The organism is Streptomyces sp. NPDC111507 (assembly GCF_055638955.1).
In genome coordinates, this window is record NZ_JBVKBU010000003.1 from 556527 (window position 1) to 570070 (window position 13544).

General features: G+C 67.5%; 11 protein-coding genes and 1 pseudogene. 6 read left to right on the forward strand and 6 right to left on the reverse strand.

Annotated features, from left to right (window positions below):
- Window positions 1–11: 11 nt before the first annotated feature.
- The 5 genes from ACZ7M2_RS15120 to ACZ7M2_RS15140 all read left to right on the forward strand — a co-directional run bounded on the left by ACZ7M2_RS15120 (window position 12) and on the right by ACZ7M2_RS15140 (window position 6450).
- Window positions 12–2564 carry an MMPL family transporter gene (locus ACZ7M2_RS15120; RefSeq protein ID WP_471595613.1) on the forward strand — a complete coding sequence of 851 codons (2553 nt, stop codon included), beginning with the start codon at window positions 12–14 and terminating at the stop codon, window positions 2562–2564.
- A gap of 111 nt (window positions 2565–2675) precedes the next feature.
- Window positions 2676–3995 (forward strand): sensor histidine kinase, encoded by a 1320-nt coding sequence (locus tag ACZ7M2_RS15125; protein ID WP_471595614.1) that lies wholly within the window; start codon window positions 2676–2678, stop codon window positions 3993–3995.
- Entirely contained in the window at window positions 3992–4648 is a 657-nt protein-coding gene (locus tag ACZ7M2_RS15130; RefSeq protein WP_471595615.1) for a response regulator, read from the forward strand. The genes ACZ7M2_RS15125 and ACZ7M2_RS15130 overlap by 4 nt, the downstream gene beginning before the upstream one ends.
- A 75-nt stretch (window positions 4649–4723) precedes the next feature.
- Window positions 4724–5653 (forward strand): SGNH/GDSL hydrolase family protein, encoded by a 930-nt coding sequence (locus ACZ7M2_RS15135; protein WP_471595616.1) that lies wholly within the window; start codon window positions 4724–4726, stop codon window positions 5651–5653.
- 56 nt (window positions 5654–5709) lie between these two features.
- Complete coding sequence (locus ACZ7M2_RS15140; protein WP_471595617.1) at window positions 5710–6450, forward strand: LuxR C-terminal-related transcriptional regulator; 741 nt, start codon at window positions 5710–5712, stop codon at window positions 6448–6450.
- A gap of 201 nt (window positions 6451–6651) precedes the next feature.
- Here the strand turns inward: ACZ7M2_RS15140 and ACZ7M2_RS15145 are convergent.
- The 6 genes and pseudogenes from ACZ7M2_RS15145 to ACZ7M2_RS15170 all read right to left on the reverse strand — a co-directional run.
- Window positions 6652–7167, reverse strand: a pseudogene (locus tag ACZ7M2_RS15145) (IS701 family transposase); the annotation flags it as partial.
- A gap of 129 nt (window positions 7168–7296) precedes the next feature.
- Window positions 7297–8079: a class I SAM-dependent methyltransferase gene (locus ACZ7M2_RS15150; protein ID WP_471595618.1), complete on the reverse strand. Its 783-nt coding sequence runs from the start codon at window positions 8077–8079 to the stop codon at window positions 7297–7299.
- Between the two features lie 43 nt (window positions 8080–8122).
- A complete protein-coding gene (locus tag ACZ7M2_RS15155) occupies window positions 8123–9244 on the reverse strand; it encodes an IS630 family transposase (protein ID WP_471595619.1) in 1122 nt (373 codons plus the stop codon).
- Window positions 9245–9579: 335 nt separating this feature from the next.
- On the reverse strand, window positions 9580–10488 hold the full coding sequence (locus ACZ7M2_RS15160) for a fumarylacetoacetate hydrolase family protein (RefSeq protein WP_471595620.1): 909 nt from the start codon (window positions 10486–10488) through the stop codon (window positions 9580–9582).
- Between the two features lie 28 nt (window positions 10489–10516).
- Window positions 10517–11479 carry an MBL fold metallo-hydrolase gene (locus ACZ7M2_RS15165; protein ID WP_471595621.1) on the reverse strand — a complete coding sequence of 321 codons (963 nt, stop codon included), beginning with the start codon at window positions 11477–11479 and terminating at the stop codon, window positions 10517–10519.
- A 44-nt stretch (window positions 11480–11523) separates the two neighbouring features.
- Window positions 11524–12594 carry an alpha/beta hydrolase gene (locus tag ACZ7M2_RS15170; RefSeq protein WP_471595622.1) on the reverse strand — a complete coding sequence of 357 codons (1071 nt, stop codon included), beginning with the start codon at window positions 12592–12594 and terminating at the stop codon, window positions 11524–11526.
- A gap of 161 nt (window positions 12595–12755) precedes the next feature.
- Here ACZ7M2_RS15170 and ACZ7M2_RS15175 point away from each other — a divergent pair, with 161 nt between their 5' ends.
- Window positions 12756–13409, forward strand: coding sequence for a TetR/AcrR family transcriptional regulator (locus ACZ7M2_RS15175; RefSeq protein WP_471595623.1), 654 nt, complete (start codon window positions 12756–12758; stop codon window positions 13407–13409).
- Window positions 13410–13544: the final 135 nt, after the last annotated feature.

Genomic DNA, 13544 nt, shown 5'->3' on the forward strand with positions numbered 1-13544 from the left:
GGGAGTAATCCGTGGCCACCTTCCTCTATCGGCTCGGCCGGTTGGCCTTCCGGCGACGACGCCTATTCCTGATGTTGTGGATCGTCGTCCTGGCAGCCGTGGGTATCGGCGCCGTGAACTCGTCCGGTTCCACGTCCGAGGGTTTGAGTCTTCCCGGGACCCAGTCCCAGGAGGCGATCGACCTCCTACAGAAGGAGTTCCCGCAGGCGTCCGCCGACGGCGCCACCGCTCGGGTCGTCTTCGAGGCACCCGCTGGACAGAAGCTGACCTCCGGCGCCCACAAGACCGAGATCCAATCCCTGGTGGCCAAGCTGACCAAGTCGCCGCAGGTGTCGAGTGTCTCCGACCCCTTCGCCGACGGCCAGATCAGCCGATCGGGCACGATCGCCTACACCCAGGTGTCGTACAAGGTCGCCCAGGCCGACGTCAGCTCCGCCGCACACGATGTGCAGGCAGAGGTCGTCACGCAGGGCGAGAAGGCCGGCCTGACCGTGAGCCTGGGCGGAAACGCCGTCCAGGACAAAGCCTCCAGCAAGCTGGCAGAATTGCTCGGCCTCGCGGTCGCCGCCGTCGCCCTGGTCATCACATTCGGCTCGCTCATCGCGGCTGGTCTGCCCCTGCTCACCGCGATCATCGGTGTGGGCACGGCCGTCCTGTCGATCACCATCGCCACCCAGTTCTTCGACCTGGCCTCCCAGGCGTCCACCCTGGCGCTGATGCTGGGGCTGGCCGTCGCGATCGACTACGCCTTGTTCATCGTCTCCCGTTACCGCAACGAACTCCGCGACGGCCATGAACCGGAGGACGCGGTCGGGCGGGCCCTGGGGACGGCCGGCTCGGCGGTCGTCTTCGCCGGCCTGACCGTGATCGTCGCGCTCAGCGGCTTGAGTGTCATCGGCATCCACTCGCTCACCTCGATGGGCCTGGCCTCCGCCTTCGCCGTCGCCGTTGCCGTGGTGATCGCGCTGACCCTGCTGCCCGCCGTGCTGGGCTTCGCCGGTAAGCGGATCACGAGCAACCGGCTGTCGACCCGCCGTATGAAGGCCCTGGAGCGCGGCCAAGGCGATGCGATTGGGGTGCGCTGGGCGAAGTTCGTCACCCGCAACCCGGTCAAGGTCCTCGCCGTGTCGGTCATCGGCCTCGGCCTGCTCGCACTCCCAGCCACATCCCTGCGCCTGGCCCTTCCCGACGACAGCATGAAGCCGCCGGGCAGCACCCAGCGCGTCGCCTACGACACCCTCAGCAAGGGCTTCGGGCCCGGCTTCAACGGCCCGCTCACCGTGGTCATCGACGCCCGCGGCAGTGACGACCCCAAGGCCGCCGCCAAGGAAGCCGCCACCCTGCTGGGCAAGCTCGACGACGTCGCCGGCATGAGCGACGCCGCCTTCAACAAGGCCGGCGACGTGGCCCTGATCAGCGCCATGCCGAAGAGCGCCCCGACCAGTCAGGCCACCAAGGATCTGGTGGGCGCCATCCGCGGCCAGAGCGCCGACCTGCACAAGGACACCGGCGCAGATCTGATGGTCACCGGCTTCACCGCCGTCAACATCGACGTCTCCGCCAAGCTCTCCCAGGCCCTCATCCCCTACCTGGCCATCGTCGTCGGCATGGCCCTGATCCTCCTGCTACTGGTCTTCCGCTCGATCATGGTCCCCCTCAAGGCCGCCCTCGGCTTCCTGCTCAGCGTGGTCGCCACCCTCGGCCTGCTGGTCGCAGTCTTCCAGTGGGGCTGGCTCAAGGACCTGTTCGGCATCGACCAGACCGGCCCCATCGTCAGCATGCTGCCCATCCTGCTGATCGGCGTCGTCTTCGGACTCGCCATGGACTACGAGGTCTTCCTCGTCACCCGCATGCGCGAGGAGTACGTCCACGGAGCCGAACCCACACACGCGATCGTCCAGGGCTTCCGGCACAGCGCCCGTGTCGTGACCGCCGCCGCCATCATCATGATCTCCGTGTTCTCCGGATTTCTGCTCGACGACGCGGCGCTGATCAAGTCGATCGGCCTCGGCCTCGCCTCCGCGGTCCTCTTCGATGCCTTCGTCGTCCGCATGACCATCGTGCCCGCGGTCATGGCGCTCCTCGGCCACCGCGCCTGGGCACTGCCCCGCTGGCTCGACCGTGCCCTGCCGAACGTGGACGTCGAGGGCGAGAAACTGCGCCAGGCACTGACAGCCGAGCAGGCGATCACCTCACCCGAGCCCGTTCTGGCCGGCGTGGCTGCCACACCGCACACCGGCACGGAGCGCAATCCCCAATATGGTCTCGACACGGCCAGCACCTCAGTCCCCGGCAGCCCGGGCATGCCCGCCTCTGAGTCGCCGCTCCCCCGCCACCACCACGGGCGAGCCCGCAAGCTGCCCCAAAGCAGGGACCCTCACACGTACGGCGAAACGCCCGGGGTCACCTCGACGCCGTCACCGCAGCCGCAGGCCCAGGGCAAGATACGAGGACTATCCAAGCTCAAGCAGCGCTTCGCCCGTGGCAACGCCGCCCCCTCCGAACCGGCCGCCTCCAAGGCCTCGGCCCGGAAGAGGCGGCGGAAGCCCAACGACGAGAACTAACGCCGACCGGCCTTCACCGGAATAGCCCGGGGGAGGCGACAGCACCAGCCCCGTCCGCCGGTCCGATCCCCCTGGACCGGCGGACGGCCCCGAGTCCACGAAGGGTGCACCGTGACCGCACCGAGCGCCCCCGCTCCCACCCCCCGCCCCGAGGAGGGCCGGGTGCTGGCAGCCCTGACCGGCGACCCCGAACAGAGTGTGATCGTCTCGGTCATCGCAAGGCTGGCCACCTGGCGACGAGCCGACAGGGCCCACCCTCGGATCAGGCGCTGGGGCATCCCGGTCCTGTGCACCCTGGCCGGTATCGACACCTATCTCAACCCCTACAACGTCGGTGACCCCAAGTTGCCGCTCATCCTGCTGTTCACCGTCCCGCTGCTGTGGCGTGAGCGCCGCCCCATGCTGGTGTTCGCCCTCACCACCGCCGCCTCCGTCGCGGCCATTCCCTTCGGCGTACTGACGGGTGCCGAATGCGCCAGGGTCGTGGCCCTCTTCAACGTCGGACGCTTCTGCACCCCACGGCAGGTGGCCGCCGCCATCACCATCACCACCGTGCAACTCGCCGCCTGGGCTTACTTCTTCTGGCGCGGCGGCCAACTGGAATACGCCACGCGCCCCGATGTCATCACCCTGCTGGCGATGGCCGCCATGGCCTCATTCGCCGCGCTCGGCCTCCTCCTGCGCCTCGCGTACGCCTACATCGACATCCTGAAAAGGGAACGTGACCAGCAGGCCCGCTTGGCCACCGCACAGGAACGTGCCCGCGTCTCCCGCGAAATGCACGACATCCTCGGTCACACCTTGGCCGTCATCGTCGGACTCGCCGACGGTGCCGCCGGACTAGCCGAGGCCAAACCCGAACGCGGCGCCCAGACCCTGCGCATCATCAGTGCCAGCGGCCGTGACGCCCTCGCGGAACTGCGCCGCCTACTCGCCGTCATCAGCGACGACCGCGAGGATCGCGAGGACGTCAACCGCGCTCCCGGCGTCCCGCTGGCCCCTCAGCCCGGCGTCACAGATCTCGCCGCTCTCCTGGAAAGGATCCGTAGCGCAGGCCCTACCGTCACCCTGGACACACAAGGAGACCTCACCGGCCTGTCCCCGGGCCTGCAACTCTCCATCTACCGCATCGTCCAGGAAGCCCTCACCAACACGGTCAAATACGCCGCCGCCGACACCTCGATCCGTGTCTCCCTCACTGCCGCCCACGACGCCGTGCACGTAACCGTCGAGGACACCGGGCCATCCCACACACCGGGCACGGGCCGTCGCGCCGTCCGCGGCGGCCGGGGCCTGCTCGGCATGCGCGAGCGCGCCGCCCTCTACCAGGGCAGCGTCACCGCCGGCCCGAACGCCCAAGGCGGCTGGACCGTCAACGCCCTCCTCCACCCCAACCCGCCCACCGACTCCTCGGAGAAGAAGTTCGCATGACGACCGTCCTCATCGTCGACGACCAGGCCCTGCAACGCATGGGCTTCAGCATGCTCATGGAGCAGCACTCCGACATGACCGTGGTCGGCGAGGCCGCCAGCGGCAGTGAGGCCGTGCGAATGACCGCCGAGCTCCGCCCCGACGTCGTACTGATGGACGTCCGCATGCCCGGCATGGACGGCATCGAGGCAACCCGCCGCATCGTGGATTCTGGCGGCCGCTCTCGGATCCTGGTCCTGACCACTTTCGGCCTCGATGAATACGCCTACGAAGCGCTCCGCGCCGGCGCCAGCGGCTTCCTGCTCAAGGACGCGCAGCCCGAAGAACTCGTCGCCGGCATCCGCGCGGTCGCCGTCGGCGACGCCGTCATCGCGCCCGGCCTGACCCGCAAACTCATCGACGCCTTCAGCGACCGCCTGCCCGGCCACTCCCCAGAGCAGGAACGCCGCCTGGCCGAGCTGACCGACCGCGAACGCCAGGTCCTCACGGCCGTCGCCAGCGGCTGGACCAACGGCGAGATCGCCGACCGCCTCCACCTGGCCGAGTCCACCGTCAAATCCCATCTCAACCGAATCCTCGCCAAGATCGACGCCCGCGACCGCATCCAAGCTGTGATCTTCGCCTACGACACCGGCCTCGTAAGACCGGCCTGAAACACCCCCCACCGCTCCCCTCGCACCACCACGTCCCCGCAGCCGAACACCCACGACAACGAACAGGACACAGCGATGGGACCGTTGACGCGCACCGGCGCAGCCGTGGCCCTGGCGTGCGGGGTACTGATCACCGCCGTCACTATCGGACGGAGCTCACACCCGGCCGACGACGACAAACACCTTCCGAAGGGCCCGTACGTCGCCCTCGGCGACTCCTACACCTCAGGGCCGAAAATCCCTCCTCAGACCTCCAACCCGGCCGGCTGCGACCGCTCCGGCCGCAACTACCCGTCCCTCGTGGCCAGGGAACTCGACATCAGCAAGGCCGACTTCCGCGACGTCAGCTGCAGCGGCGCCACCCTTGCCGACCTCACCGCGCCCCAGTCCACCGGGAGCGGCACCAACCCCGCCCAGCTCTCAGCGCTGTCCGCCGGCACGAAGCTGGTCACCCTCGGCATCGGCGGCAACGACATCGGCTTCGGCTCGATGATCACCAAGTGCGTGACAACTGGCGTGCTCTTCAAACTCGCCGACACCATCAAGACCGTCTCCAACACCGCTCCCTGCAAGGAACGGTACGTCGCGGGAACGACCGACCAGGTGAGCGGGCGGATCCGGACGGCGGGCGAAGCACTAGCACGCACCCTCAGGGAGATCGAACGACGCTCACCCGAAGCCCGGATCTATATCGTCGGCTATCCCTCGATCCTGCCTACCGACGCCGCGACCTGCGGCCGCGACATGCCCCTGGCCCCCGGCGACGTCACCTACCTCCGTCAGAAGGAAGAGCAGCTCAACACCATGCTGCACGACCGGGCGAGGACCGCCGGAGCAACGTATGTCGACGTCTTCACTCCGTCCGTCGGACACGACACCTGCTCCCCCACAAGCACCCGCTGGATCGAACCCGTCAGGCCCGACAGCCAGGCAGCTGCGGTCCACCCCAACGAACGTGGTGAAAAGGGCATGGCCACCGCCGTCCTGGATGCCCTCAGAGACTGAACACACGGCGATTCCCCGACCCGCCCGAGTCCCGGTTTCGCTGGGAGAGCGCTCGCATGACCACCGTACTCATCTTCAACAATCAGCCACTGCAACGTCGTGGCCTGCGCTTGTTCTTGGAAGCACAGCCCGGTCTCATCATCGTTGGTGAGGCTGCCTCGAACGCCCAAGCGGCCGATGCCGCGGCCGAACTCCGCCCCGATGTCGTCCTCATGGACATGGGCGTACCCGACGCGGAGAGCGTGCGGACCATACGGCGCATCGCCACTCTCGACGGCCCCTTCGCGGCCATTGCGGGGAGCGGGAGGAAGCCCTCCCCTCGTGTCCTGGTGGTGGCTCCCAACGGCGAGTCCGCCTGCACGGCCTTGCGTGCCGGAGCAGGCGGACTCCTCCTCAAGGACACCCTCCCAGACCAACTCACCGCAGCCATCCACGTCATCGCCGGCGGCGGGTCCGTCCTTCCGCCACAGCTGACCCGCACTCTCGTCGACACACTCCGCGGCGAGACCCCTAGCAACCGATACGACCCCAGACTCGCCCTCCTCACCGATAGAGAACGCCAAGTGCTCATCGCGATCGCCTCTGGCTGGAGCAACACGGAAATCGCGCAGCGGCTCTCCATCGCACCAACGACGGTCAAGACGCACGTCAGTAACATCCTCGCCAAGCTCGGCGTGCACGCCCGAGTGCAGGCCGTAGTGATCGCGTATGAGACGGGCTTGGTGGGGCCAGGCGCATCCGGGACATACCTACGCCCTGATCAGTGCGCGCACGCCAGACGACGAATGCCTCGGTGAACACGGGAGGCCTCGTGTCAGACGGCACTACAAGACGTCGACCGACTGCGGGCTGACAATGACCAGCCGCACATTCCGACACCGAATCGTCCCAACTCCACTTGCACCGGGCGAGGCTAGGACAGCAGACCTCCGCTGTCATCGGGACTGCCGTGGCGCTCGCAGAGCGCGGCCGATGGCGCCGTTCGCCTCGGCGTTCATCCGGTGCCCGACCTCCTGCGGTATCCCGGTCTTCTTCCGCCGTCCGGCATCGTGCGCCCACTCCTCGGGCACGAACAACCGCCACTGCAGCGGACAGGACGCTGTGTCGGAGACCGCGTGCACGCTCACCGCGACCTGTCAGTTGGCCTGCTTGCCCAAAGCCCCGCAGTACTGGGGCGCGACCGCCACCGACATGTTCCCGTCCTTGGGGAACGACACGTCATCGACCGCCCAGGCATCCGGGCCGATCTGCGGCACCATCCGCTCCGCGATCCGCCGCCGCACAGGCACCGGATCCCAGGTCGACTGGTTCACGAACTGTTGCAGGTTCTGCTCGTTGCCGTCCGGCAGCCGCTCCGCCATGGCCTGGACGGACTTGCGCCGCCCGTCCAGCATCAGCCCCCGCAGATAGCAGTCACCCTTCGCCCGCTGATCCTTGCGAGGCACCGACGCGAACACGTCAGCCACGAATAACGCCAACTTCGCCCGAGCACGGTTCACTTCATGTGCGTCCACACCCCCACCATGCCCCAAACAGGACCACGAGTCAGACCTAACGGAGTCCTACTAGTGCTGTGACCGGCAACGTTCACCGGTTTGCCATGGATGAACGGAAAGTTAGGCAAGGCGGAGCCGATGTCTGGGCTACTGCGCTGAGGGAGCGCGCTGTGCGGTGAGTGCGGGCTGGTAGTACCCGCTGGAGGCCGGACTGTGCCAGGCGATGTTGGTGAATCCGGCTTCAGTCACGAACTCTGTCAACTGCGGGGGCGTCAGCGCCCAGTGGGTGGTCCGGCGGACTCGGACCTGCCAGGTGGTCTTTGCGGGGATGAGCTGGAAGTGCTCCAGGTCGTAGCGTTCGCCGTCCTCGTGCCAGTGCCACAGCTGGAAGGTGATCGCTTGGCCGTCGCGTGTTTGCGAGACCTGGGGAGGTGTCGACGTGGGTCTGGTCTGGCGCGCCTCGTCGTAGGCCCGGACAGTGATCATCAACAGTCCGTCGTCTCGGAGTACCCGTCTCATGCCGCGGAGTGTCGTCCGGAGATCTTGCCCGGAGAGTAGGTGCGTGAGCGAGTTGTCCGCGCAGAGGACGATGTCGAATGACGTCTCTTTGAAAGGCAGTTGGCGCATGTCAGCCGCAGCGGCCGGAAGCCGGCTGCCACGGGCCGCCGCCTCGGCGGCGGCGCGCGCGGCGGCGACCGGGCTCAGGTCGCTGCCGACGACTTGGTGCCCGGCCCGGGCCAGCCCGATGGCCTGGGTGCCGATCCCGCACGAGCAGTCCAGGACGGTGTGCGGTCCCGCGCCGAGAGATTGGCGGACGAGGCCGCCCAATACCTCGGCCTGGTAGGTCATGCTTGCGTCCCAGTCCCGGAACATCAGGTGGTAGTCGTGGGCCAAATCGTCGTAGAAATCCCGCACGGAGGGCTCGGACATGTATCCCACCGTAGTGCGTGGCCGCCGGGGAGCGCGGGCAGTTTTAGGCAGCGGCTGCCTGACTTCCGCCGCCCCAGCGGATGCCCTTCTCGCTGCGGATACGGGCGCGTTCGCGGCGTTGGGCGGCCAGCACGTCGGGGTGGCGGGCGTTCGCGTTGCGCCAGTGGAGGTAGGCGTGGAGGGCTCGGGTCTGCACGGTGTGGCTACGATGGTTGGAGTTAGCGATGGTGAACTGCCGCAGCGGTCCGAAGTGCGCCTCGATCGGGTTGGCCCAGGACGCGTAGGTCGGGGTGAAGCACAGCTCGACCCGGTTCTTCTTTGCCCAGCGCCGGATGGTCTCGCCCTTGTGGGCGGACAGATTGTCCAGGATGACGTAGATCGGGGCGCCGTCCGGGCGGGCAGCCCGGATTGACCTCAGCGCAGTCAGGGTGTTCGCGGCCCCCTTCTTGCGCCGGTTGACGCCCCAGAGCGTGTCGTCGCCGACCGAGTAGCAACCGTGAAAGTAGCGCACCCCGTGAGTACGGTGATAGGTCGCGGGATGCCGCTCGGGCCGACCCTGTTCAGCCCAGCACGACCCGGCGGTGGGCCTGATGCCGAGCGGGCCGAACTCGTCGAACGCGAACACTCGGTCCGGGAAGTGCTCCAGCACGTACTCGATCCGGTCAAGCTTGGCGTCGCGCTCGGGGTCGGGGGATTCCTTCCAAGTCTTGGTGCGCTGGAAGGTGACACCGCGGCGGGCGAGCAGGCACCGTAACGCCTCGCGGCCGATCCGGATCACACGGCCGTGTACGCGGCGCAGGTAGGCGGCGAGTTTGCGGATGGACCAGCGCGTGAAGGGCTGCCCGAGCTTGGTCGGTCGGGTGGTGGCCGTCTCGACGACGAAGTCCTCGTCGTCAGGACTGAGCAGGCGGGGACGGCCTCCCGCCCACCGAGGGTCCAAGCAGGCCAGACCGATCTCGTTGAACCGGTGGATTACGTCCCGGACCGTGTCCTCGTCGGCCTGCACCAACTTCGCGATCACCGGCACCCGGTTCCCGCCAGCCGAGGCCAGCAACATCATCGCGCGCCGGTAACGCACCGAACTAGTGCTGCCCCGGCGCACGATCTGCTGCAGCTTCTGCCCCTCCTGGTCAGTCAACCTGCGCACACGGACAGGCTCAGCCACCACACCCCAGCGGTCAGAACGGACGTCACCGTTCATCCAACCGCTCGGACACCCAACCCGGCGAACCTACGTGGTCAGAGCACTAGCCGCAGCCCCGGGCTTTGGCAAGTGGTCTGTCAGAAGGTGGGATCGCATGACCAGGACATCCGGCCGGAGCCGCGTGACCGGCGCGGATGTCGCGCGGGAGACCGGGATCTCCCCCGCGACGGTGAGTTACGTGCTCATAGTGAGCAAGCCGGGTCAAGGGCGGAGTCCTGTTGTTTCCGCTGTGGAAGTGATCGCGGAAACGTGGGGCCGACAGGGGATCCAGGCGGTTGCGGGCTGGGCCAGATAGTTCAGACGATGCGTGAGGTTACGCTGCCTAGCTGCTCCACGGATACGGTGACTACGTCTCCACGTGTAAGGGGCGGATGAGCATCGATTCCCTGCCGACCCCACAGTTCGGCGAGACAACCGCCTCCGCACGTACCGGATGCGAGGACATCACCCGGCTTGATCCATGTGCCCCGGGAGGCGTAGGCCGCCATCTCCGAGAACGAGAACGTCATCGAGGCGAGGGTGTCCTCGCCGATCACTGTGCCGTTGACGGCTGCGGTCATGCGGAGGTCGAAAGACTTTCCACCGCGAGTGGTCGTAAGCTCGTCCGGGGTGACCAGGGCCGGCCCGAGAGTGGTGGCAGTGTCCTTGCTCTTGACGGGGCCCAGGCCGACCTGCATCTCCGAGAACTGCAGGTCCCGGGCGGACCAGTCGACGAGGATGGTATATCCGGCGATGTGCGCCTCCGCTTCCTCGGCCGTGAGGTTCGTTCCGGCGCGACCGATGACTGCCGCTACCTCCAGTTCCAGGTCGAAGAGGGTACTGCCGGGGGCGACGGGGACGGGCTCATCGGGTCCGATGACGGCGTAGGGGTTGGTGAAGTAGAACGCAGGCGCCTTGTACCACTGCAGCGGGATCGTCGCTTGCGGATCAGCGAGTTTCATGGCACCGGCGAGGTGCCGCTCGAAGACCATGAAGTCCCGGACTGTGGGCGGTTGAGGGATGGGCGCACGCAGAGTGACTTCGTTCATCCTGCGGACCTGGTGGGGGTTGGCGAGGGCCCCTCGGCCGGCGGTAGCGAGACGTTCGCCGTCGTCGCCTAGCAGGTCCACCAGGCTCAGTCCGGGCTCCAGCGCGTGGACGAGGTCGCCGTCAAGGACACCGACGCGCTCGCCGTCGTCGGGATGGGTGTAGGTGACAAAGCGCACGAGGGAACTCCTGAGTGGGCGTCGCGGATCATAGGGCTGAGTGCAGAGGGCCACCGTTGAACGCTACGGCGTCGCTGAAGGCCGCTTCGATGTCGAGGGAAGCGTTGTCCTCGTCGCAATAGGCACGGTGCAGGTTCAGCACGATGCGCTCCTGATCCGGCCAGTCGGCGAACTCACCCAGGTCGCAGCTGCTCGCGGCCTCCAGAGGTGTGAGACCTCGGGCACGGCTGTCACGGGCGATGCGTTGGACGTAGCGGTAGTAGCGCGCGTGGGCGTCGAGCACGTCGCCGAACTGGTCACGGTCGATCAGAGGGCCATGGCCGGGCACGACATGCTGGGCAGGGAAGCGGGCGAGCCAGTTCAAGGCGCGCAGAGCGCCGTCCACGGAGCCTGTGAACACCAGCGGTGTGACGTGGTGGAAGAGCAGGTCACCAGTGAACAGGACTCTGGCATCCGGCAGCCACACGATCAGGTCGCCGGGGGTATGCGCGGCGTACCCGGGATGGTGGACCTCGATCTGTCGATCTCCGCTGTGCAGCGTCGCCTTGTCGCTGACGATCACGTTGGGCGGACGATGCCGAGTGATGCCCCAGTCGGGAACGGGCGCCCAGATCGATGGAGGTGAGGTCAGGACAGTGTCCTGCAGGATCGCCTGGCGGGTCTGCGGATGGGCCAGGATCGGCACATGCGGAGGGAGCAGGGCGTTGCCGTGAGAATGATCGCCGTGCGCGTGGGTGGTGACCGCCGCAAGGACCGGTGCCTGGCCGGACGCCTCGGCGACGGCGGAAAGGAAGGCCTGGGTGCGCCGCGCGGTGGCGCAGGCGTCGATCAGTACGGTGCCATCGTCTCCGACGACGGCACCCGCGTTGTTGAGCCACCACGTGCCGTCGGGCTGGACCCAGGCGTGAGCTCCTGGAGCGACTTCCAGTAGATGAGACTGGGGGGCAGGACCACAGGGGGCCGCAGCGGGTGTGCGGTGACTCTCCAGCATGAACGTCCTTCTGGTCGGAGGGCAGGGCTGTGGGGCGACGGTTGTCAGGCCAGGCGGTCCGCGAGCCACTGCATGCTCCACGGGAGCAGCTCGTCGTATCGCTGCAGCGCGCAGTGAGTCGCGTTCGGAACGAGTCTGATGACCGTGTTCGGTCGGGCTTCGAGTGGCACCACGTCCTCGGCCGGTACGTGCTGGTCCTCGGCACCGTTGATGAACAGCAGCGGTACAGGGCTCTGTCCCCAGTTGTCCAGCAGCCCCTGGACGCGCAGGGAGAACGGCGCCATGGCGGCGGCGAGTTCATCCGTGCTCGGCTCGGCGCCCAGGCGGAGGGAGTTGCCGAAGATGCCTGCCATGCCGTAGCGAAGGCGGGCGATATGCGCGGGGTCGAATGCGGCGTCGACGATTCCGCCGATGCTCACGGCGGCGTCCACTCTGCCGAGCAGCGCCAGCTTGATCGTCCAGTGGCCTGCGAAGCTGAAGCCCATGGCGCCCACACGCCGGGCCTGGGGAAAGCGGAAGCGCAGTGCGTCCAGGACGCCGGCGATGTACTGCTGCCCGTCGGGACCGTTGGCGACCGGTGACTCGCCAGTGCCGGCCATGTCGACAGCGGCGACTCTCGCGCCGACCATCTGTGCCGTCGCGACCGCGACGGGATGAATTTCAGCCTTCCATGTGTCCACTCCGCTGAAGACCAGCACCAGGGGTGCCTCCGGGGGCAGGTGATCGGGAAGGTAGAGGTGCACGGGGACCTGCGCCACCCGCCCGCGAAAGGGCACATCGAGGACCTGCCGCTCGAAGGGCACTTCGAATCCGGGCGCGGCCTGCAGGAAGGTACGCAGATGGTTCTCGTACGCGCGCCTGTGGGCGTCGTTTGCGAGAACGGGGAATTTGGCGATTGCGTAGAGGCTGCTTGCCCGGAGCAGGTTGCCGTCCTTCTCTTCGCGCTCGGCGAGCGCCGACCACTCGTGCACCCAACCGCCGGGACCGTCCGCCCACAGATCGTGGATGCGGCCGGCCATCCGGTCCAAGAGGACCGGGGCGAGGCCGGCCAGGAGCCACTGGGGCTTGCGCTCCTCGATGAGCTCGGCCGGATCGACAGAGAATGCGAATGGCATGGGTGCGGCCCTCCGATGAAGGTGAAGGTCAGGACACCTACTGCGCCCCACCTCCCCGGAGTGTGCATCACGATGCATGAATGCATCAAGAGTGCACGATTATGATGGAGCTCTCACATCTTCCGAGAACACCCACAGCCACTGCACTACAAGGGGAGCCCGTGACCCGATCAACTGCGTCCGCCGTAACCCCCAACGGAGCGGCCGGGCAACCGGCCGGCCGCAGGGAACGGCAACGACAGCAGATCCGCACCGCGATCCTGCACGCCGCACTGGATCTGTTCGCGGAGCAGGGTTACGCGGCGACGACAGTGGACCAGATCGCCGAGCGTGCGGACCTCGCCCGCCGCACAGTTTTCAACCACTTCCCCCGTAAACGGGACATGCTGGAGGTCTGGGCGACGGAACGCCGCGAGCAGGTGGCGGCTCGCCTGGAAGAGGACACCGTCCGCCAGGCCACAGCCCGACGCCAGCTTGAGGCGCAGATGGAGGTTCTGGCCGAGGCCAACGAGCAGGACCCGCGGACAGCCCAGGTCCTATCTCTGGGCTGGTTGAGCGAACTGGGGACCTTCGAGAGCCCGTTCCCGATCTTCGAAACCTTCCGAGACAGCATCCGGCGGGGGCAGGAACACGGCGACTTCCGGCGCTCGGTCCCTGCGGAGACAGTCGCGGAGACGCTCTGCGCCTGCTATTCCGACACGCTCCTGCGGTGGCTCCAGGCACGGCAGCACGCCGACGGGCCGTTTCCCCTCGCCGCAGCCCTCCGAGAGAAGCTTGATCTACTCTTCGACGGCCTGACGGAGCCTCGCCGCTGACAACTGCGCTTGTGCACACCTGGGCAGCCTTTGGCTTCCGATCCGGCGCGGAGGCATCGTTGCGGGTAGTCGTAGCCCTTGTCGGCGTGGAGTTCGACAGGGATTCGTCGACGCGGTCCACGGCCAGAAGGGATC

What these genes read in the sequence shown, in the direction of transcription:
- ACZ7M2_RS15135 (WP_471595616.1), top strand. Translation starts at nt 4,724, where the DNA reads ATGGGACCGTTGACGCGCACCGGCGCAGCCGTGGCCCTGGCGTGCGGG.
- ACZ7M2_RS15165 (WP_471595621.1), bottom strand. Translation starts at nt 11,479, where the DNA reads ATGCTGGAGAGTCACCGCACACCCGCTGCGGCCCCCTGTGGTCCTGCC.
- ACZ7M2_RS15130 (WP_471595615.1), top strand. Translation starts at nt 3,992, where the DNA reads ATGACGACCGTCCTCATCGTCGACGACCAGGCCCTGCAACGCATGGGC.
- ACZ7M2_RS15150 (WP_471595618.1), bottom strand. Translation starts at nt 8,079, where the DNA reads ATGTCCGAGCCCTCCGTGCGGGATTTCTACGACGATTTGGCCCACGAC.
- ACZ7M2_RS15170 (WP_471595622.1), bottom strand. Translation starts at nt 12,594, where the DNA reads ATGCCATTCGCATTCTCTGTCGATCCGGCCGAGCTCATCGAGGAGCGC.
- ACZ7M2_RS15140 (WP_471595617.1), top strand. Translation starts at nt 5,710, where the DNA reads ATGACCACCGTACTCATCTTCAACAATCAGCCACTGCAACGTCGTGGC.